Source organism: Kitasatospora sp. NPDC001683 (genome assembly GCF_053596495.1).
The window spans coordinates 1-16,988 of the sequence record NZ_JBSFGK010000132.1 but is presented as its reverse complement, the minus strand read 5'-3'; the positions used below and the strand labels follow the sequence as shown (position 1 = coordinate 16,988).

The window sequence follows — 16,988 nt, the reverse complement described above, 5'->3', positions numbered from 1 at the left end:
CTGAGCCACCTCAACATCATGGGCCTGCACAGCCCCCAGTCCGCGATCACCTCCGCGATCGTCTTCAACGCCCTGGTCATCATCGGCCTGATCCCACTCGCCCTGCGCGGCGTGAAGTACCGCCCGTCCGACGCCAGTTCGCTGTTGCGCCGCAACATCGGGATCTACGGCTTCGGCGGTCTGGTGGTGCCGTTCGTCGGCATCAAGCTGATCGACCTGATCGTCCAGTTCATCCCCGGCCTCAACTGACGCAGGGAAGGAGAGAAACACCATGTCCAAGCCCCTGCCGACGACCGTCCGCACCCACTTCACCGCGCTGCGCGTGCTCCTGGTGCTCACGGTGATCCTGGGAGTCGCCTACCCGCTGCTGATCACCGGGATCAGCCAGGCCGTCTTCAGCGACAAGGCCAACGGCTCGATCGTGAAGTCCGATGGCAAGGAGGTCGGTTCGAGCCTGCTCGGCCAGAACTACGACCTGCCCAGGAAGAACCCCGACGACCCGAAGGAGGAGCCGGTGCCGGACCCGAAGTGGTTCCAGCCCCGGCCCTCCGCCAACAACCACGCTGGCGACAACTCCGGCGCCAGCAACCTCGGCCCGAACAGCGACGACCTGCTGAAGGCCGTCAACGACCGCCGCGCCGCCGTCGCCGCCTTCGACGGCGTCGACCCGGCGAGCGTGCCTGCCGACGCGCTGACCGCCTCCGGCTCCGGCCTCGACCCGCACATCTCGGTGGCGTACGCCAAGGAGCAGGTCAACCGGGTCGCCAAGGAGCGCAAGCTGCCGGTGGAGACGGTCGCCAAGCTGGTCGACCAGTACACCGAGGGCCGCTCGCTCGGCTTCCTCGGTCAGGAGGGCGTCAACGTCGTCCTCCTCAACAAGGCGATCAGCGAGCAGAAGTGACCGAACGATGACACCCCACGACATACCAGGGTGACCGGGCCGACCCGGGCGCGGGAGGATGCCTCCGCGCCCGGGTCGGCCGCCCCGTATCCACCGCCGCGTACCGTCCAGCCGTCACCTCCCGATGGAAAGAAGCAGTGCCCATGGCCCGCGACCTCACCCCCGGCTCCGGCGTCCGCACCGGTCGGCTGAGGGTGTACCTCGGTTCCGCCCCGGGGGTCGGCAAGACCTACCGGATGCTGGACGAGGCCCGGCGCAGACAGGAACGCGGGGCCGACGTCGTGGTCGGGTACATCGAGTGCCACGGCCGCCGCCACACCGAGGCCATGACCGAGGGGCTGGAGGTCCTGCCGCGGGCCCACCGCTCCTACCGCGACGCCGAGTTCGAGGAGATGGACCTCGACGCGGTGCTCGCCCGCCGCCCGTCCGTCGTCCTGGTCGACGAGCTGGCGCACACCAACATCCCCGGCGGACGCAACGCCAAGCGCTGGCAGGACATCGAGGAACTGCTCGCCGCCGGGATCGACGTCATCACGACCGTCAACGTCCAGCACCTGGAATCGCTGAACGACGTCGTCCAGAAGATCACCGGCATCCCCCAGCGCGAGACCGTCCCGGACGAGGTCGTCCGCCGGGCCGACCAGATCGAACTCGTCGACATGGCCCCGCAGGCGCTGCGCCGGCGCATGGCCCACGGCAACGTCTACAAGGCCGAGAAGGTGGACGCCGCGCTCTCCAACTACTTCCGGGTCGGCAATCTCACCGCCCTGCGCGAACTCGCCCTGCTCTGGGTGGCCGGGCGGGTCGACGAGGGGCTGCGCGACTACCGGGCAGCGCACAGCATCAACCGGGTCTGGGAGACCCGCGAGCGGGTGGTGGTCGCCCTCACCGGCGGCCCGGAGGGCGAGACCCTGATCAGACGCGCCGCCCGGATCTCCCGCCCGTCTCCCCCCACCACCCCTGGCCGAGACGCTCCGCGTCGCCCCTCTCTTCGCACCGCCGGCGGCGAACTGCTGGCCGTCCACGTCTCCCGCAGCGACGGCCTGGCCGGCGCCTCCTCCGGCGCGCTCGCCCAGCAGCGCCGGCTGGTGGAGACCCTCGGCGGCAGCTACCACGTGGTGGTCGGCGACGACATCCCCACCGCGCTGCTCGCCTTCGCCCGCGCCCACCACGCCACCCAGCTGGTGCTCGGCACCAGCCGCCGCGGCCGGATCAACCGCTTCCTCACCGGCCCCGGCATCGGCGAGACCACCGTGGACGCCTCCGAGGACATCGACGTCCACATGGTCACCCACGAGTTCACCGGCCGCGGCCGGCTGCCCTCGCTGGGCCGGCGCCACTCCCGGCGCCGCACCATCGCCGGCTACCTCGCCGGCTTCGTGCTGCCCGGGCTGCTCACCGCCGTGCTCTCCCAGGCGCACGCCACCATCAACCTCACCACCGACGCGCTGATCTTCCAGCTCGGCGTGGTCATCGTCGCCCTGCTCGGCGGCGCCATGTCCGCCCTGCTGGCCGCGTTCATCGCCTCGGTGCTGCTGAACTACTACTTCATCCCGCCGGTCCACAGCCTGACCATCAACGAGACCAACAACATCGTCGCCCTGGTGGTGTTCGCCGCCATCGCGCTCGCCGTCTCCACCGTGGTCGACCACGCCGGCCGGCTCACCACCCGGGCCGCCCGCGCGACCGCCGAGGCCGAGACCCTCTCCACCCTGGCCGGCAGCGTGCTGCGCGGCGCCGACGCGCTGCCCGCCCTGCTGGAGAAGTCCCGTACGGCCTTCGGCATGCGGACCGTCGCGCTGCTCTCCCGCTCCGACGGCGAAGTGCTCGCCCACTGCGCGGACCGAGCCGAAGGGGGCGCCGGAGCGAAGAGTGTCGGCACCGGGACAGAGCGCCCGGAGGCGAGCGGGCGAGTAACCGCCGAGCACCCGGACGACGGGGAGGGGCCGCACGAGACCACCGAGGTCCCGGTCGGCGCCGACGCCGTCCTAGTGCTCACCGGCCGCCGGCTGCCCGCCGCCGACCAGCGGGTGCTCACCGCCTTCGCCGCCCACGTCGGCGCCGCGCTGGAACGTGACCGGCTGGCCGTGGTCGCCGCCGAGGTCGAGCCGATCAAGGCCGCCGACCGGATGCGCACCGCGCTGCTCGCCGCCGTCAGCCACGACCTGCGCACCCCGCTCGCCGCCGCCCGCGCCTCGGTCGGCTCGCTGCGCAGCCCCGACGTCGAGTTCTCGCCCGAGGACCAGGCCGAACTCCTCGCCACCGCCGACGAGTCGCTGGTCAAACTCACCCGGCTGGTGGACAACCTGCTCGACATGAGCCGCCTCCAGGCCGGCGCCCTCACCCTGCACCTCACCGGGACCCACCTGGACGAGGTCCTGCCCAGGGCGCTCGACAGCCTCCCCGACCCGTACGCGCCGGTCCGGCCGCTCGACCTGGACGGCGCCCCGCCGGTGCTTGCCGACCCGCCGCTGCTGGAACGGGTGCTCGCCAACGTGATCACCAACGCGCTGCGGTACAACGCCCCCGGCGCGCCCGTCCTGGTCACCGCCAGTCACCACGCCGACCTGGTCGAGATCCGGGTGATCGACCGCGGCCCCGGCATCGCCCCCGAGGACCGCGACCGGGTCTTCCTGCCCTTCCAGCGCCTCGGCGACACCGACAACACCACCGGCGTCGGCCTGGGGCTTGCTCTCTCCCGCGGTCTCGCCGAGGCCATGGGCGGCAGCCTGGAGGTCGAGGACACCCCCGGGGGCGGCACCACCATGCTGCTCACCCTGCCCGCGGCCGCCGAGCCCGCCGCCGCCGAGCACTTCGCCGCCGAGCACTTCGCCACTGGGAAGGAGCCACCGCATGAGTGAGATCCTGATCGTCGACGACGAACCGGCCATCCTGCGCACCCTGCGGATCAACCTCAGCGCCCGCCAGTACGCCGTCCGCACCGCCGCCACCGGCGGGGAGGCGCTCGACCGGGCCGCGCACTCCGTCCCGGACGCCGTCCTGCTCGACCTCGGTCTGCCCGACCTCGACGGCATGGACGTGCTGCGCGGACTGCGCACCCGCAGCCCGATGCCGGTCATCGTGCTCTCCGGCCGGTCCGACGCCGCCGACAAGATCGACGCCCTCGACGCGGGCGCCGACGACTACCTCACCAAGCCCTTCCTGATGGACGAACTGCTGGCCCGGTTACGGGCGGTGCTGCGCCGGCCGCTGGGCGCCGTCCCGCCGGGTCGACCGGTGATCGGCGACCACACCGTCGACCTCGCCGCCACCACGGTGCTCGGCCCGGGCGGCCCGGTGCGGCTCACCCCGACCGAGTGGCGGATCCTCAGCCTGCTGCTCGCCAACCCCGGCCGGCTGGTCCCCGGGCGGCAGATCCTGCGCGAGGTGTGGGGGCCGGCCCAGGAGGCGCGCGGCAACTACCTGCGGGTCTACCTGGCCGGGCTGCGCCGCAAACTGGAGCGCGATCCGGCCCGCCCGCGCCACCTGATCACCGAGCCGGGGATCGGGTACCGGTACGTGCCGTAGGACGTGTCCGACACGCCCCTGGTGGGCCGCGTCAACGAGCCGTCAAGAGGCGGTTCGTGGGCGACAGGAGGGCGTCAAGGCCGGTCGGGGGCGGTGGTCCGCGGTCGTAGTGTCAGGGCTGGAACGAGCGGGCCCTGCTCGGTGTGGGGGAAGCCCGGGACCGCTCCAGCCGCCGTCCAAGGACGGCCAGCAGGTGGGGAAGGGGCGCGCGACACAGATCGCGCGCCCCTTTGGCTTCCGCCGGTGCCCCGTGAACCGGTGCTCAGCAGCCCGCGCCGCCGGACTGCCGGGGCAGCGCCAGCGCCACGGTGTCCGCGAACTCCCGTACCGCGCTGGTCCGGCTGACCACCCGGCCGCTGTGCACCACCAGCCGGCTGTGCCCGCCCGCGAGCGCCCCGGCCAGGCTGTCCCCGCGCACCGCCAGCAACTCCGCCGGGAAGCCGGCGTCCACCCGGACCGGCGGCAGCCCGAGCGCCGCCCTGGCCTGGTTCGCCACCGCGTCGTACGCCGCCTCCGGGTCCAACTCCCCACCGGCGGCGAGCAGATAGGCGGACTCCAGCGGATCGGCCCGGCCGACCGGGTTGGACTGGTCCCGCAGGGCCCCGCTGCCCGCCGCCAGCGGCACCCGGGCAGCGGTCAACTCCCGCACCAGGCCCGGCCGCGGGCCGGCCGGACGGCCCTCCAGCCCGGTGCAGCCGCCGTTCTGCGGCAGCCAGACCACCCGCACCCCGCTGGTCGCCAGCACGGTGGACGCGCCGCGGGCCAGCGCCCCGCACGGGCCGAGCGTCACCCGAGGCCGCAGCGGAGCCAAGGCGCTTGCCAGCCTGGCGAGTTGGACCGAATCCTCGGCGGTGGTGTGCAGGTCCACCGGACAGTCCGCCTCCCGGGCGGCCTCCAGCAGCAGGTGCACGTACCCGGCCGGGTCCGGGTCCAGCTCCGGGCAGCCGCCGGCCGCCGTGGCGCCCAGCTTGAGGGCCTCGCGCAGTTGTGCCCGTCCGTCCGCGCCGGCCCGGCCGGTGAGCAGCCGGGGCATCGCCACCGCTTGGAGCTCGGCCAAGCCCCGCAGCGCCTGGCGGGCGGTGAGCACCGCCTCCAGTCGGCGCAGCCCGTGCACGTCGCCGATCCGTACGTGGGTGCGCTGGGCGGTGGCGCCGTAGCCGAGCGAGGTGAGCGCGGCCTCGGTGACCCGGCGGGTGAGGTCGGCGGGGGTGTCCGGCGGCGGGGCGGGCAGGGCGGCGGAGAAGGCGCTGTCGTAGTGGGCGTGCGCCTCGGCGGGGGCCGGGAGCAGCAGGTAGCCGCGGAGGTCGATCCGGGCGCCGGTGGTGACGGTGGGGGTGCCGGGCAGGGCGGGCAGCGGGCCGAGGCTGCCGACGGTGCCGACCGCCTGGATCCGGTCACCGCTGATCCGGACGTCCACCACCCGTCCGTCGGCCAGTCGGGCTCCGGTGAACAGCAGGACCGGGCCGTGCCCGAGCGGGTTGGCCGCCGGGTCGGGCTCGGAGTGCGGCCCGTCGGCGGCTGCGCTGTCCATCGCCGGCTCCTTCTCGTGCCCCGACCAATGAGCGTCGAGCCTATGGCGGACGGGGGTGGGGTGCCGGGAGGCGGGCAATAGTCGTATCGGCTCGGGGCGCGGGGCTCGCGGGCCGGTCGAACGCCCGGCCTCGGATCGGTCGTCCGTCCCCCTCGCCCACCTGCGGTCTTCGCCCCGGGATACGGATTTCACCTCTGGGCGCGGAACGTGTAATCTCTTCCTCGTTCGCCCCTATAGCTCAGTCGGTAGAGCGTCTCCATGGTAAGGAGAAGGTCTGCGGTTCGATTCCGCATGGGGGCTCTGGTGAAAGGCAGTCAGCTTCGGCTGTGCTGCTGATCACTGTGGCGGTGTAGCTCAGTTGGTAGAGCAAGCGGCTCATAATCGCTGTGTCACCGGTTCAAGTCCGGTCACCGCTACCCCGCGTAGTCGGTCGGGAGATCGCACTCCCGGTCGGCTACTCTTGTTGTGTTCTTATTCGTTGTCCAAGGAAGGCACTCCCGTGGCTGCCACCGACGTCCGCCCGAAGATCACGCTGGCCTGCGTGGAGTGCAAGGAGCGGAACTACATCACCAAGAAGAACCGGCGCAACGACCCGGACCGTCTTGAGATGAAGAAGCACTGCCCCCGCTGCAACTCGCACACCGCGCACCGCGAGACCCGCTGACCCTGTCGCAGGGCTCCGGGCCTGTGTGAATTCAGGTCTTCGACTCCGGGCCGCATCCCTCAACAGGGGGTGCGGCCCGGAGTCTTTTCCGCGTCCGCCCGCGTTTCCGCCCCGCGTTTCCATCCCGTTTCCACCCGCCTTCCCAGGAGCTGCCATGGCGCTCGACCCGTCCTTCATCGGGCGTAGTTACCCGCCCACCGATCCGTACGAGGTCGGCCGGGAGAAGATCCGCGAGTTCGCGATCGCGATCGGGGACGCCAATCCGGCGTACACCGACGCGGAGGCCGCGAAGGCGCTGGGCCACCGGGACGTGATCGCCCCGCCGACCTTCCCGTTCGCGATCGCCTTCCAGGCGGCCGGTCAGGTGGTCGAGGACCCGGAGCTGGGCCTGGACTACAGCCGGGTGGTGCACGGTGACCAGAAGTTCCTCTACAGCCGCCCGGTGCAGGCCGGCGACCGGCTGACGGTCGCGGTCACCATCGACAACATCAAGTCGCTGGCGGGCAACGACGTGCTCACCGTGCGTGGCGAGGTGGCGGACGAGACCGGCGAGCACGTGGTGACGGCGATCATGACGCTGGTGGCCCGGGCCGCCGACGGGGCGGGGGAGTGAGCGCGATGGCGATCAACTACGACGAGGTCGAGGTCGGCACCCAGCTGCCGGCGCAGTCCTTCCCGGTGACCCGCGCCACACTGGTGCGCTACGCGGGCGCCTCCGGCGACTTCAACCCGATCCACTGGAACGAGAAGTTCGCCCTGGAGGTCGGCCTGCCGGACGTCATCGCGCACGGCATGTTCACCATGGCCGAGGCGATCCGGGTGGTCACCGACTGGGTCGGCGACCCGGCCGCGGTGGTCGAGTACGGCGTCCGCTTCACCCGGCCGGTGCCGGTACCGAACGACGGGGTCGGCGCGGTGATCGAGGTCTCGGCCAAGGTCGCCAAGAAGCTGGACGACCGCAAGGTGCAGATCGACCTGCTGGCCACCTCGGGCGGGCAGAAGGTGCTCGGGATGTCCAGGGCGGTCGTCCGGCTCGCCTGAGGCCCTTGGTTCTCCGGCCTGCTTTCAGGCCGTTCTCCGAGGTCAGCCGCCCCGGGAGCCCGTTCGGCGGGCTGCCGGGGCGGCTTTCGGCCTTGCGTAGCTAGTGATTGGTCACTAACTTGGCTCTCGTGGCGAAGACGAGCATGCGGATGAGTGCGGAGGAACGGCGAGAGAGCGTCGTCCGGGCCGCGATGATCGAGTTCGCCAGGAGCGGCTACCGGGGGACGTCCACCGAGGCGATCGCCCGTCGGGTGGGCGTCTCGCAGCCGTACCTGTTCCGGCTGTTCCCGAGCAAGCAGGCGATCTTCGCGGCCGCCGCCGAGCGCTGCATCGAGGAGACCTGGCGGGTCTTCGACGAGGCGTCCGTCGGGCTGACCGGGGAGGAGGCCGCCGCGGCGATGTCCGAGGCGTACCTGGGCCTGGTCGAGGACGGCGAGCAGCTCATGATGCAGATGCAGCTCTACGTCTCGGTGTTCGCCTCCCGGATGGCCGGCGAGGACGAGATCGGCGAGAGCGCCCGGCGGCTGTGGGGGGAGCTGTTCGAGCGGGTCCGGGAACGGGTCGGCGGTGATGTGCAGGGCACCACGGAGTTCTTCGCGTACGGGATGCTGATCAACGCCCTGGTGGCACTGGGCTTCCCCCGGGAGCACCGGATCTGGGACGGCTTCGGCGAACACGAGGACGGGCGCGCGGGGGACCGGTAGCGGGTCGCACGGTGCAGTCCGTGCGACCTTTTTTCGTCCCTCGAAAGTTAGTGATCAATAACTATCCGGGAAACCCTGGGGGGAAGCGAAGTCATGACCGAGATCACGACGAAACACGCGGCCGGGCTCGCGACCGAGCAACCGGGCCTCGGGCGCACCGGCGTCTGGACCCTGGTGATCACCAGCCTCGCGGGCTTCATGGCCGCCCTGGACAACCTGGTCGTCACCACCGCACTGCCGTCCATCCGCGAGGAACTCGGCGGCGGGCTGTCCGACCTGGAGTGGACGGTGAGCGCCTACACCCTGTCCTTCGCCGTGCTGCTGATGTTCGGCGCGGCGCTCGGCGACCGCTTCGGCCGCCGTCGGATGTTCCTGATCGGGCTCAGCCTCTTCACCGCCGGCTCGGCCGCGGCCGCGCTCTCGCCGGGCATCGGCGCGCTGATCGCCGCCCGCGCCGTCCAGGGCGTCGGAGCCGCGGTGTCGATGCCGCTCACCCTCACCCTGCTCACCGCCGCCATCCCGGCGGCCAAGCGCGGCATGGCCTTCGGCATCTGGGCCGGCGTCAACGGCCTCGCCATCGCCGCCGGTCCGCTGATCGGGGGCACCCTGACCGAGCACTTCTCCTGGCAGTGGATCTTCTGGGTGAACGTCCCGGTCGGCGTCGCCCTGGTACCGCTGGCCGCCCTGCGGCTGCGCGAGAGCCACGGCGCCGCCCCGGCCCTGGACGCGGTCGGCACGGTGCTGGTGAGCCTCGGCCTGTTCGGCGTCGTGCTCGGCCTGATCCGCGGCAATCCGGACGGCTGGACCAGCCCGCTGGTGCTGGCCGCGCTGGCCGGCGGCCTGGTGCTGCTGATCGCCTTCGTGCGGTACGAGCAGCGCGGCGCCAGGCACCCGATGCTGCCGATGCGGCTGTTCCGCAACCGGTCCTTCGCCGCCGTCAACGCCTCCGGCCTGCTGATGTTCCTCGGGATGTTCGGCTCGATCTTCCTGATCAGCCAGCACCTGCAGACCGTGGGCGGCTACACCCCGCAGGAGGCCGGCATCCGGATGCTCCCGTGGACCGGGGTGGGGCTGGTCGTCGCACCGGTCGCCGGCATCCTGGCCGACCGCTTCGGCGGCCGCCCGATCGTGCTCGTCGGACTGACGCTGCAGGGCGTCGGCCTGGCGCTGTACGCGGCGATCAACGGCGGGCTCGGGCACTACGAGTACGCCCCGGCGGTGCCCGCCGTGGTGATGTGCGGCGTCGGCATGGCGATGTACTTCGCACCGACCGCCGCCATGGTGATGGACAGCGTCCGACCGGAGGAGCAGGGCATCGCCTCCGGGGCCAACAACGCACTGCGCGAGGTCGGCGGCGCGCTCGGGGTGGCCGTGCTGTCGGCGGTGTTCTCGGCGCGCGGCGGCGACGGCTCGCCGGGGACCTTCGTCGACGCGATGGTGCCCGCGCTGTACGTCGGCGCCGGGATCGTGCTGGCGGGCGGGGTCTGTGCGCTGCTGCTGCCCCGCCGGGCGAAGGCGTCGGGGCCGAAGGCGTCGGGGGCGGCGCTGGCCGAGCGGGCCGCGACGAGCGAGCGGGCCGTCCCGGCCGAGGCCTCGAAGGCCTGAGCGGGCGGCGCGGCCCACCGGGGGCGGCCGAACGGCCGTCCCCGTCCCCGTACGCTGGTGGGCGTGCTGGTAGAAAACGACGCCCCCCTCGCCCCGCTGACCACGCTCCGGCTCGGCGGCCCGGCCCGCCGCCTGGTGACCGCCCACACCGACGACGAGGTGATCGCCGCCGTCCGCGAGGCCGACGCGGCGGGCGAGCCGCTGCTGGTCCTCGGCGGCGGCTCCAACCTGGTGATCGGCGACGCCGGCTTCCCCGGCACGGTGCTGCGGATCGCCACCACCGGCTTCGCCCTGGACGGCACCGTGCTGGAGCTGGCGGCCGGCGAGGTGTGGTCGGAGGCGGTCACCCGCACGGTGCGCGAGCACGGCCTGGCCGGGATCGAGTTCCTGGCCGGCATCCCCGGCTCGGCCGGTGCGACCCCGGTGCAGAACGTCGGCGCGTACGGCCAGGAAGTGGCCCAGACCGTCACCGAGGTGGTCGCGTACGACCGCGCGGCGGGCGAGGTGGTCACCCTGAGCAACGCCGAGTGCGCCTTCTCCTACCGGCACAGCCGCTTCAAGGCCGAGCCGGACCGCTACGTGGTGCTGCGGGTGCGGTTCGCCCTGGCGGACCACGCGGGGCTCTCCACCCCGGTCAAGTACGCCGAGGTGGCCAGGCACTTCGGCGTCGAGCAGGGCGAGCGGGTGCCGCTGGTCGAGGCGTACGACGCGGTGCTGGGGCTGCGGGCCGGCAAGGGCATGGTGCTGGACCCGGCGGACCACGACACCTGGTCGGCCGGCTCCTTCTTCACCAACCCGGTGCTCACGGCGGCCCAGTACGAGTCCTTCCGCACCCGCCCGGGCACCGAGAACGCCCCCGCCTACCCGGCCCCGGAGGGCTGCACCAAGACCTCGGCGGCCTGGCTGATCGACCGGGCGGGCTTCGGCAAGGGCTACGGCGACGGCCCGGCGACGCTCTCCACCAAGCACACCCTGGCGCTCACCAACCGCGGCGCGGCCACCGCCGAGGACCTGCTGGCCCTGGCCCGGGAGATCCGGGACGGGGTCCGCGAGGCCTTCGGGGTGGAGCTGGTGAACGAGCCGGTGATGGTGGGCGTCAAGCTGTAGGGCCCTCCGCCCCCGCAGGGGCGTGCCCGTCCACCAGCCAGGCGTCGATGTCCCCCAGCAGTTCCTTGCGCACGGCCTCCGGCGCGCACGAGCCGCGCACCGACTGACGTGCCAGTTCGGCGAGTTCGGCGTCGCTGAAGCCCAGGACGTCCCGGGTCAGGTCGTACTGGGCGGCCAGCCGGCTGCCGAACAGCAGCGGGTCGTCCGCGCCGAGCGCCAGCGGCACCCCGGCGTCGAACAGCCGGCGCAGCGGCACCTCCTCGGGGTGCTCGTAGACGCCGAGCGAGACGTTGGAGGACGGGCAGACCTCGCAGGTGATCTGGCGGTCCGCCAGCCGGGCCATCAGCCGCGGATCCTCGGCGGCCCGCACGCCGTGGCCGATCCGGCCGGCGCCCAGGTCGTCCAGGCAGTCCCGGACGGACTCCGGGCCGGCCAGCTCGCCACCGTGCGGGGCGGCCAGCAGCCCGCCCTTGCGGGCGATCTCGAAGGCCCGGTCGAAGTCCCGGGCCAGGCCCCGGCGCTCGTCGTTGGAGAGGCCGAAGCCGACCACGCCGTGGTCGGCGTAGCGGACGGCCAGCCGGGCCAGCGTCCGGGCGTCCATCGGGGACCTCATCCGATTGGCCGCGACCAGCACCCGGATGCCCACGCCGGTGGCCGCGGCGGCGTGCTCCACCGCGTCCAGGATCAGCTCCAGGGCGGGGATCAGCCCGCCCAGCCGGGGCGCGTAGGAGGTCGGGTCGACCTGGATCTCCAGCCAGCGGGAGCCGTCCCGCTTCTCGTCCTCGGCCGTCTCCAGGACCAGCCGGCGGATGTCCGACTCGTCCCGGAGCACCGAGCGGGCGGTGTCGTACAGGCGCTGGAAGCGGAACCAGCCGCGTTCGTCCGTGGCCCGCAGTTTGGGCGGCTCGCCGGAGCTGAGGGCCTCCGGCAGCCGGACGCCGTGCTTGTCGGCCAGCTCCAGCAGGGTGGCGGGCCGCATCGAGCCGGTGAAGTGCAGGTGCAGGTGGGCCTTCGGGAGGCCCCTGACGTCTCGCGGGTTCAACAGGCGTTCCATTTTCCGATACTGCCGTATGCGGCCCCCAAACGGGAACCGCCCTCTTTCCGTCCCCCGAAGGGGTGAAAGAGGGCGGTCTGCCGGGTGAATCCGGTATGTCGGATTGACGTTGGGAGGCCGGCGCGAGGTCAGTCGCGGGCCTCGCCGAGCAGCTTCTGGACCCGGCTGATGCCCTCGACCAGGTCGGCGTCGCCGAGCGCGTAGGAGAGCCGCAGGTAGCCCGGGGTGCCGAAGGCCTCGCCCGGGACGACCGCGACCTCGGCCTCGTCCAGGATCAGCGCGGCCAGCTCGCCGGAGGTCTGCGGGCGCTGGCCGCGGATCTCCTTGCCCAGCAGGGCCTTGACCGACGGGTACACGTAGAACGCGCCCTCGGGCTCGGGGCAGACGACGCCCTCGATCTCGTTGAGCATCCGCACGATGGTCCGGCGACGGCGGTCGAAGGCGGTGCGCATCTCGTGCACCGCGGAGAGGTCGCCCGCGACGGCGGCCAGCGCGGCGCGCTGGGCGACGTTGGAGACGTTCGAGGTGGCGTGCGACTGGAGGTTGGTCGCGGCCTTGATCACGTCCTTGGGGCCGATCACCCAGCCCACCCGCCAGCCGGTCATCGCGTAGGTCTTGGCGACGCCGTTGACCACGATGCACTTGTCGGCCAGCTCGGGCAGCAGGGCCGGCAGCGAGGTGAAGCCCGCGTCGCCGTAGACCAGGTGCTCGTAGATCTCGTCGGTGAGCACCCACAGGCCGTGCTCCAGCGCCCAGCGGCCGATCGCCTCGGCCTCGGCCTCGGTGTACACCGCGCCGGTCGGGTTGGACGGCGAGACGAACAGCACCACCTTGGTGTTCTCGGTGCGGGCGGCCTCCAGCTGCTCGACCGAGACCTTGTAGCCGGTGGTCTCGTCGGACACGACCTCCACCGGGACGCCGCCGGCCAGCTGGATCGACTCCGGGTAGGTGGTCCAGTACGGGGCCGGGACGATGACCTCGTCGCCCGGGTCCAGGATCGCCGCGAAGGCCTCGTAGATCGCCTGCTTGCCGCCGTTGGTGACCAGCACCTGGGAGGCGTCCACCTTGTAGCCGGAGTCGCGCAGCGTCTTGGCGGCGATCGCGGCCTTCAGCTCGGGCAGGCCACCCGCCGGGGTGTAACGGTGGTTCTTCGGGTCGCGGCAGGCCTCGACGGCCGCCTCGACGATGTAGTCCGGCGTGGGGAAGTCGGGCTCGCCGGCACCGAAGCCGATCACCGGACGGCCGGCCGCCTTGAGGGCCTTGGCCTTGGCGTCCACGGCGAGGGTCGCGGACTCGGCGATCGCGCCGATCCGGGCGGAGACCCGGCGGTCGGCGGGGCGGATGGACTGGTCGGGCTGAGGGGTGGAAGCGCTCATGCCTGCATCGTCGCAGAACCGGGACGGACCGGTCATCGCGGTTCCATCATCCGTACGGTCCAGTCCGCATCGCGGCCCCCGTCGATCCGCCGGTGACCGCCGCGCCCGGCCGGACATCTGCCGGGCGTCCGGCGGCCCCGGAAGAAGAGGTTCGACCAAACAGCCTCCGACCACGTACACTCGCTCCTCGACGGCCCACCGAAAAAGACCGGAGCTTTCACCGCCTGTACAGACAGCGGGGGGAGATGCGGTAGGTTGGTCGCCACGCAGGAGTCGCGAGGCTCCGTAGGGCAATAGCTCAATTGGTAGAGCACCGGTCTCCAAAACCGGCGGTTGGGGGTTCGAGTCCCTCTTGCCCTGCTGCTTGATCCGTATTCAGCCCGTTCGCTCCACAGAGCGAGCGGGCTTGATGCGGAGAGGGCACCGATCAGCACCGCTTAAGCCGACCGCTCGTGCCTGAAACGGGTACGCAGGCGATGTTCGGCCGGACCCGGATTCAGGTGAGGACGAGTGACGGAGACCACGGGCTCCACCGCAACGCCTGAGAGCGGCAACCCCGAGGGGACCGACGGCGCCGCCGAGACCACGGCTGTCGAGGGCGACAAGAAGTCCGGCAAGCAGAAGAAGTCCGGCAAGCGGGCCAAGAAGGGCCTGTTCGCGCGGATGGGCCTGTTCTACCGCCAGATCATCGCCGAGCTGCGCAAGGTCGTCTGGCCCACCCGGAGTGAGCTCACCAACTACACCGCCGTCGTGGTGACCTTCGTCGTGGTCGTGATGGCCTTCGTCGCGGGCCTGGACTACGGCTTCTCCAAGCTGAGCCTCTTCGTCTTCGGCTGATCGAGCGCCCCACCCCCGAAAACCACCTCCCGACCCGGGCCGAAATCCTCGGCCCGGGTCGAGCTGTCGGCGGCGGACGTACGCGCGCGTACCGTGGACTCGGTACTGTTGAAGTCTCCGAGACCTCTCCTGGCGCCCGCGCGAGCGGCCGCGCGCCGGGCCGGTTCCGGAGCGCGCCACCTTCACCATCTCCAGGAAAGAAGCAGCCACCGTGTCTGAGTCCCCCCTGTACGACGCCGACGAGACCGTCCGCGAGGCGGATGTCGCCGCCGAGCTGGACGCGGCCGAGCTGGCTGACGACACCGAGCCCGCCGAGCAGATCGTCGACGCCGCGGACAGCGACGAGGACGAGGTCGAGGCGTACGACGAGGCCGAGGCCGGCGAGCCCGCCGAGGAGTCCGCTCTGCACGTGGAGGACGCCGAGGAGCTCGCCGACGAGGAGTCCGTCGAGGAGCCGGTCGAGGCCGAGGCCGAGGTCGAGGTCGACCCGGTCGCCAAGTTCCGCGAGGACCTGCGCTTCATGCCGGGCGAGTGGTACGTGATCCACACCTACGCCGGCTACGAGAACCGGGTGAAGCAGAACCTCGAGCAGCGCGCCGTCTCGCTGAACGTCGAGGAGTACATCTTCCAGGCCGAGGTGCCGCAGGAGGAGGTCGTCCAGATCAAGAACGGCGACCGCAAGACCATCCGCCAGAACAAGCTCCCCGGCTACGTCCTGGTGCGCATGGACCTCACCCCGGAGTCCTGGGGCGTCGTGCGCAACACCCCCGGTGTCACCGGCTTCGTCGGCAACGCCTACGACCCGTACCCGCTGACCCTGGACGAGGTCGTCAAGATGCTCGCCCCGGACGTCGAGCGCCAGGCCGCCAAGGAGGCCGGCAAGCCCTCGCCGGTCAAGCCGACCGAGATCCAGGTGCTGGACTTCGAGGTCGGCGACTCGGTCACCGTCACCGACGGCCCGTTCGCGACCCTGCAGGCGACCATCAACGAGATCAACCCCGACTCGAAGAAGGTCAAGGGCCTGGTCGAGATCTTCGGCCGGGAGACCCCGGTGGAGCTCTCCTTCGACCAGATCCAGAAGAACTAGTCATACGGTCTTCGGATCCGGGGCGGGGCCGAGGGGCCCTGCCCCGGATCCGTTTTGGTCCAGCGGCGCGGACGCGTTAGCCTGGTCCGATGTGTGTGCTGGCGACCGGGTGTCGCCCCGGTTCCGCACGCACCAGCAATCACCTCTCGGAAGGACCCGGAGAGACATGCCTCCCAAGAAGAAGAAGGTCACGGGGCTTATCAAGCTCCAGATCAACGCCGGTGCGGCCAACCCGGCGCCGCCGGTCGGCCCCGCGCTGGGCCAGCACGGCGTCAACATCATGGAGTTCTGCAAGGCCTACAACGCTGCGACCGAGTCGCAGCGCGGCATGATCGTGCCGGTGGAGATCACGGTCTACGAGGACCGTTCCTTCACCTTCATCACGAAGACGCCGCCGGCCGCGCGCCTCATCCTGAAGGCCGCCGGTATCGAGAAGGGCTCCAGCGAGCCGCACAAGACCAAGGTCGCCAAGCTCACCAGCGCCCAGGTCCGCGAGATCGCCACCACCAAGATGCCCGACCTGAACGCCAACGACCTGGACGCGGCGGAGAAGATCATCGCCGGCACCGCCCGGTCGATGGGCATCACGGTCGAGGGCTGATCCCCTTCTCGTTCCCCCCGTGGTAGGGCCTGCGCAGGCCCGTTGACTACCACAACTCCAATCACCATTCAGGAGCAGCAGTGAAGCGCAGCAAGGCTCTGAAGGCCGCGGACGCCAAGGTCGACCGCGAGCGCCTCTACGCCCCCCTCGAGGCCGTCCGCCTCGCCAAGGCGACCAGCACCACCAAGTTCGACGGCACCGTTGAGGTCGCCATGCGTCTGGGCGTCGACCCGCGCAAGGCCGACCAGATGGTCCGCAGCACCGTGATCCTCCCGCACGGCACCGGTAAGACCGCTCGGGTCCTGGTCTTCGCGACCGGCGAGCGTGCCGAGGCCGCGCGTGCTGCGGGTGCCGACATCGTCGGTGCCGACGAGCTGATCGACGAGGTCGCGAAGGGCAAGCTGGACTTCGACGCCGTCGTCGCCACCCCGGACCTCATGGGCAAGGTCGGCCGCCTGGGCCGCGTGCTCGGTCCCCGTGGTCTGATGCCGAACCCGAAGACCGGCACCGTGACCCCGGACGTCGCCAAGGCTGTCAACGACATCAAGGGCGGCAAGATCGAGTTCCGCGTCGACAAGCACTCGAACCTGCACTTCATCATCGGTAAGGCCTCCTTCACCGACGAGCAGCTGGTCGAGAACTACGCCGCCGCGCTGGACGAGGTGCTCCGCGCCAAGCCGTCCGCCGCCAAGGGCCGCTACATCAAGAAGACCGCGTTCTCGACCACCATGGGCCCCGGCATCCAGGTGGACCCGAACCGCACCCGCAACCTCCTCGTCGAGGAGGACCCGGCCGCGGTCTGAGCCCCAGCGCTCTAGAGCAGTCCGTACGGCGGGCCCGCACCCCCTTCACCGGGGGGTGGTGCGGACGGCGCGCGGCGAGGGCCGTCCGGGCGGCCTGGTGCAGCCGGGGCTTAAGGTGCGCGGCCGGGAGTACCTGCGGATCATCTACG

At 71.7% G+C, this 16,988-nt stretch carries 16 protein-coding genes, 3 tRNA genes and 1 pseudogene; 17 read left to right on the top strand and 3 right to left on the bottom strand.

Features of this window, described 5'->3' with window-relative positions:
* From ACWCYO_RS37255 to ACWCYO_RS37240, 4 genes and pseudogenes are all read left to right on the top strand, one after another.
* Positions 1–249 (top strand): annotated as a pseudogene (locus ACWCYO_RS37255) (potassium-transporting ATPase subunit B); the annotation flags it as partial.
* Positions 250–271: 22 nt separating this feature from the next.
* Positions 272–901, top strand: a complete 630-nt coding sequence (kdpC, locus tag ACWCYO_RS37250; protein ID WP_449786696.1) for a K(+)-transporting ATPase subunit C — start codon at positions 272–274, stop codon at positions 899–901.
* A 143-nt stretch (positions 902–1,044) separates the two neighbouring features.
* Positions 1,045–3,762 (top strand): ATP-binding protein, encoded by a 2,718-nt coding sequence (locus tag ACWCYO_RS37245; RefSeq protein WP_449786695.1) that lies wholly within the window; start codon positions 1,045–1,047, stop codon positions 3,760–3,762.
* A complete protein-coding gene (locus ACWCYO_RS37240; RefSeq protein ID WP_270146429.1) occupies positions 3,755–4,429 on the top strand; it encodes a response regulator in 675 nt (224 codons plus the stop codon). Before ACWCYO_RS37245 ends, ACWCYO_RS37240 begins: the two co-directional genes overlap by 8 nt.
* Positions 4,430–4,691: 262 nt before the next feature.
* On the opposite strand, the gene ACWCYO_RS37235 is transcribed toward ACWCYO_RS37240, so the two are convergent.
* Positions 4,692–5,960 carry an amidohydrolase family protein gene (locus ACWCYO_RS37235; protein ID WP_270146430.1) on the bottom strand — a complete coding sequence of 423 codons (1,269 nt, stop codon included), beginning with the start codon at positions 5,958–5,960 and terminating at the stop codon, positions 4,692–4,694.
* 227 nt (positions 5,961–6,187) lie between these two features.
* Here ACWCYO_RS37235 and ACWCYO_RS37230 point away from each other — a divergent pair.
* The 8 genes from ACWCYO_RS37230 (at position 6,188) to ACWCYO_RS37195 (ending at position 11,081) form a co-directional block, all read left to right on the top strand.
* Positions 6,188–6,260, top strand: a tRNA-Thr gene (locus tag ACWCYO_RS37230).
* A gap of 43 nt (positions 6,261–6,303) precedes the next feature.
* Positions 6,304–6,376, top strand: a tRNA-Met gene (locus ACWCYO_RS37225).
* An 83-nt stretch (positions 6,377–6,459) separates the two neighbouring features.
* A complete protein-coding gene (rpmG, locus tag ACWCYO_RS37220; RefSeq protein ID WP_006604855.1) occupies positions 6,460–6,624 on the top strand; it encodes a 50S ribosomal protein L33 in 165 nt (54 codons plus the stop codon).
* Between the two features lie 154 nt (positions 6,625–6,778).
* On the top strand, positions 6,779–7,237 hold the full coding sequence (locus ACWCYO_RS37215; protein ID WP_270146431.1) for a MaoC family dehydratase N-terminal domain-containing protein: 459 nt from the start codon (positions 6,779–6,781) through the stop codon (positions 7,235–7,237).
* 5 nt (positions 7,238–7,242) lie between these two features.
* Positions 7,243–7,665, top strand: a complete 423-nt coding sequence (locus ACWCYO_RS37210) for a MaoC family dehydratase (RefSeq protein WP_270146432.1) — start codon at positions 7,243–7,245, stop codon at positions 7,663–7,665.
* A gap of 149 nt (positions 7,666–7,814) precedes the next feature.
* Positions 7,815–8,369 (top strand): TetR/AcrR family transcriptional regulator, encoded by a 555-nt coding sequence (locus ACWCYO_RS37205; RefSeq protein WP_270151184.1) that lies wholly within the window; start codon positions 7,815–7,817, stop codon positions 8,367–8,369.
* A 93-nt stretch (positions 8,370–8,462) separates the two neighbouring features.
* Complete coding sequence (locus ACWCYO_RS37200; protein ID WP_270146433.1) at positions 8,463–9,974, top strand: MFS transporter; 1,512 nt, start codon at positions 8,463–8,465, stop codon at positions 9,972–9,974.
* A gap of 63 nt (positions 9,975–10,037) precedes the next feature.
* Positions 10,038–11,081 carry a UDP-N-acetylmuramate dehydrogenase gene (locus ACWCYO_RS37195; protein ID WP_449786694.1) on the top strand — a complete coding sequence of 348 codons (1,044 nt, stop codon included), beginning with the start codon at positions 10,038–10,040 and terminating at the stop codon, positions 11,079–11,081.
* Here ACWCYO_RS37195 and ACWCYO_RS37190 read toward each other — a convergent pair.
* Positions 11,071–12,135, bottom strand: a complete 1,065-nt coding sequence (locus tag ACWCYO_RS37190) for an adenosine deaminase (RefSeq protein WP_270146435.1) — start codon at positions 12,133–12,135, stop codon at positions 11,071–11,073. The two genes, ACWCYO_RS37195 and ACWCYO_RS37190, sit on opposite strands and share 11 nt — an antisense overlap.
* 128 nt (positions 12,136–12,263) lie before the next feature.
* Positions 12,264–13,511: a pyridoxal phosphate-dependent aminotransferase gene (locus ACWCYO_RS37185; protein WP_270146436.1), complete on the bottom strand. Its 1,248-nt coding sequence runs from the start codon at positions 13,509–13,511 to the stop codon at positions 12,264–12,266.
* 287 nt (positions 13,512–13,798) lie between these two features.
* Here ACWCYO_RS37185 and ACWCYO_RS37180 point away from each other — a divergent pair.
* From ACWCYO_RS37180 to rplA, 5 genes are all read left to right on the top strand, one after another.
* Positions 13,799–13,871 (top strand) — tRNA-Trp (locus tag ACWCYO_RS37180).
* A 150-nt stretch (positions 13,872–14,021) separates the two neighbouring features.
* Complete coding sequence (gene secE, locus ACWCYO_RS37175) at positions 14,022–14,348, top strand: preprotein translocase subunit SecE (RefSeq protein ID WP_270146437.1); 327 nt, start codon at positions 14,022–14,024, stop codon at positions 14,346–14,348.
* A 211-nt stretch (positions 14,349–14,559) separates the two neighbouring features.
* Entirely contained in the window at positions 14,560–15,435 is an 876-nt protein-coding gene (gene nusG / locus ACWCYO_RS37170; protein WP_449786693.1) for a transcription termination/antitermination protein NusG, read from the top strand.
* A gap of 166 nt (positions 15,436–15,601) precedes the next feature.
* The gene (gene rplK / locus ACWCYO_RS37165; protein ID WP_224278191.1) at positions 15,602–16,036 is read left to right on the top strand and encodes a 50S ribosomal protein L11; all 435 of its coding nucleotides are present in this window, start codon (positions 15,602–15,604) and stop codon (positions 16,034–16,036) included.
* 80 nt (positions 16,037–16,116) lie between these two features.
* The gene (gene rplA / locus ACWCYO_RS37160) at positions 16,117–16,839 is read left to right on the top strand and encodes a 50S ribosomal protein L1 (RefSeq protein WP_030290441.1); all 723 of its coding nucleotides are present in this window, start codon (positions 16,117–16,119) and stop codon (positions 16,837–16,839) included.
* The last annotated feature ends 149 nt before the right edge of the window (positions 16,840–16,988 follow it).

Coding starts and splice junctions, on each gene's coding strand:
- kdpC (WP_449786696.1), top strand. CDS start 272: ATGTCCAAGCCCCTGCCGACGACCGTCCGCACCCACTTCACCGCGCTG.
- ACWCYO_RS37190 (WP_270146435.1), bottom strand. CDS start 12,135: ATGGAACGCCTGTTGAACCCGCGAGACGTCAGGGGCCTCCCGAAGGCC.
- ACWCYO_RS37235 (WP_270146430.1), bottom strand. CDS start 5,960: ATGGACAGCGCAGCCGCCGACGGGCCGCACTCCGAGCCCGACCCGGCG.
- ACWCYO_RS37240 (WP_270146429.1), top strand. CDS start 3,755: ATGAGTGAGATCCTGATCGTCGACGACGAACCGGCCATCCTGCGCACC.
- ACWCYO_RS37245 (WP_449786695.1), top strand. CDS start 1,045: ATGGCCCGCGACCTCACCCCCGGCTCCGGCGTCCGCACCGGTCGGCTG.
- rplK (WP_224278191.1), top strand. CDS start 15,602: ATGCCTCCCAAGAAGAAGAAGGTCACGGGGCTTATCAAGCTCCAGATC.
- ACWCYO_RS37215 (WP_270146431.1), top strand. CDS start 6,779: ATGGCGCTCGACCCGTCCTTCATCGGGCGTAGTTACCCGCCCACCGAT.
- ACWCYO_RS37205 (WP_270151184.1), top strand. CDS start 7,815: ATGAGTGCGGAGGAACGGCGAGAGAGCGTCGTCCGGGCCGCGATGATC.
- ACWCYO_RS37200 (WP_270146433.1), top strand. CDS start 8,463: ATGACCGAGATCACGACGAAACACGCGGCCGGGCTCGCGACCGAGCAA.
- ACWCYO_RS37185 (WP_270146436.1), bottom strand. CDS start 13,511: ATGAGCGCTTCCACCCCTCAGCCCGACCAGTCCATCCGCCCCGCCGAC.
- ACWCYO_RS37210 (WP_270146432.1), top strand. CDS start 7,243: ATGGCGATCAACTACGACGAGGTCGAGGTCGGCACCCAGCTGCCGGCG.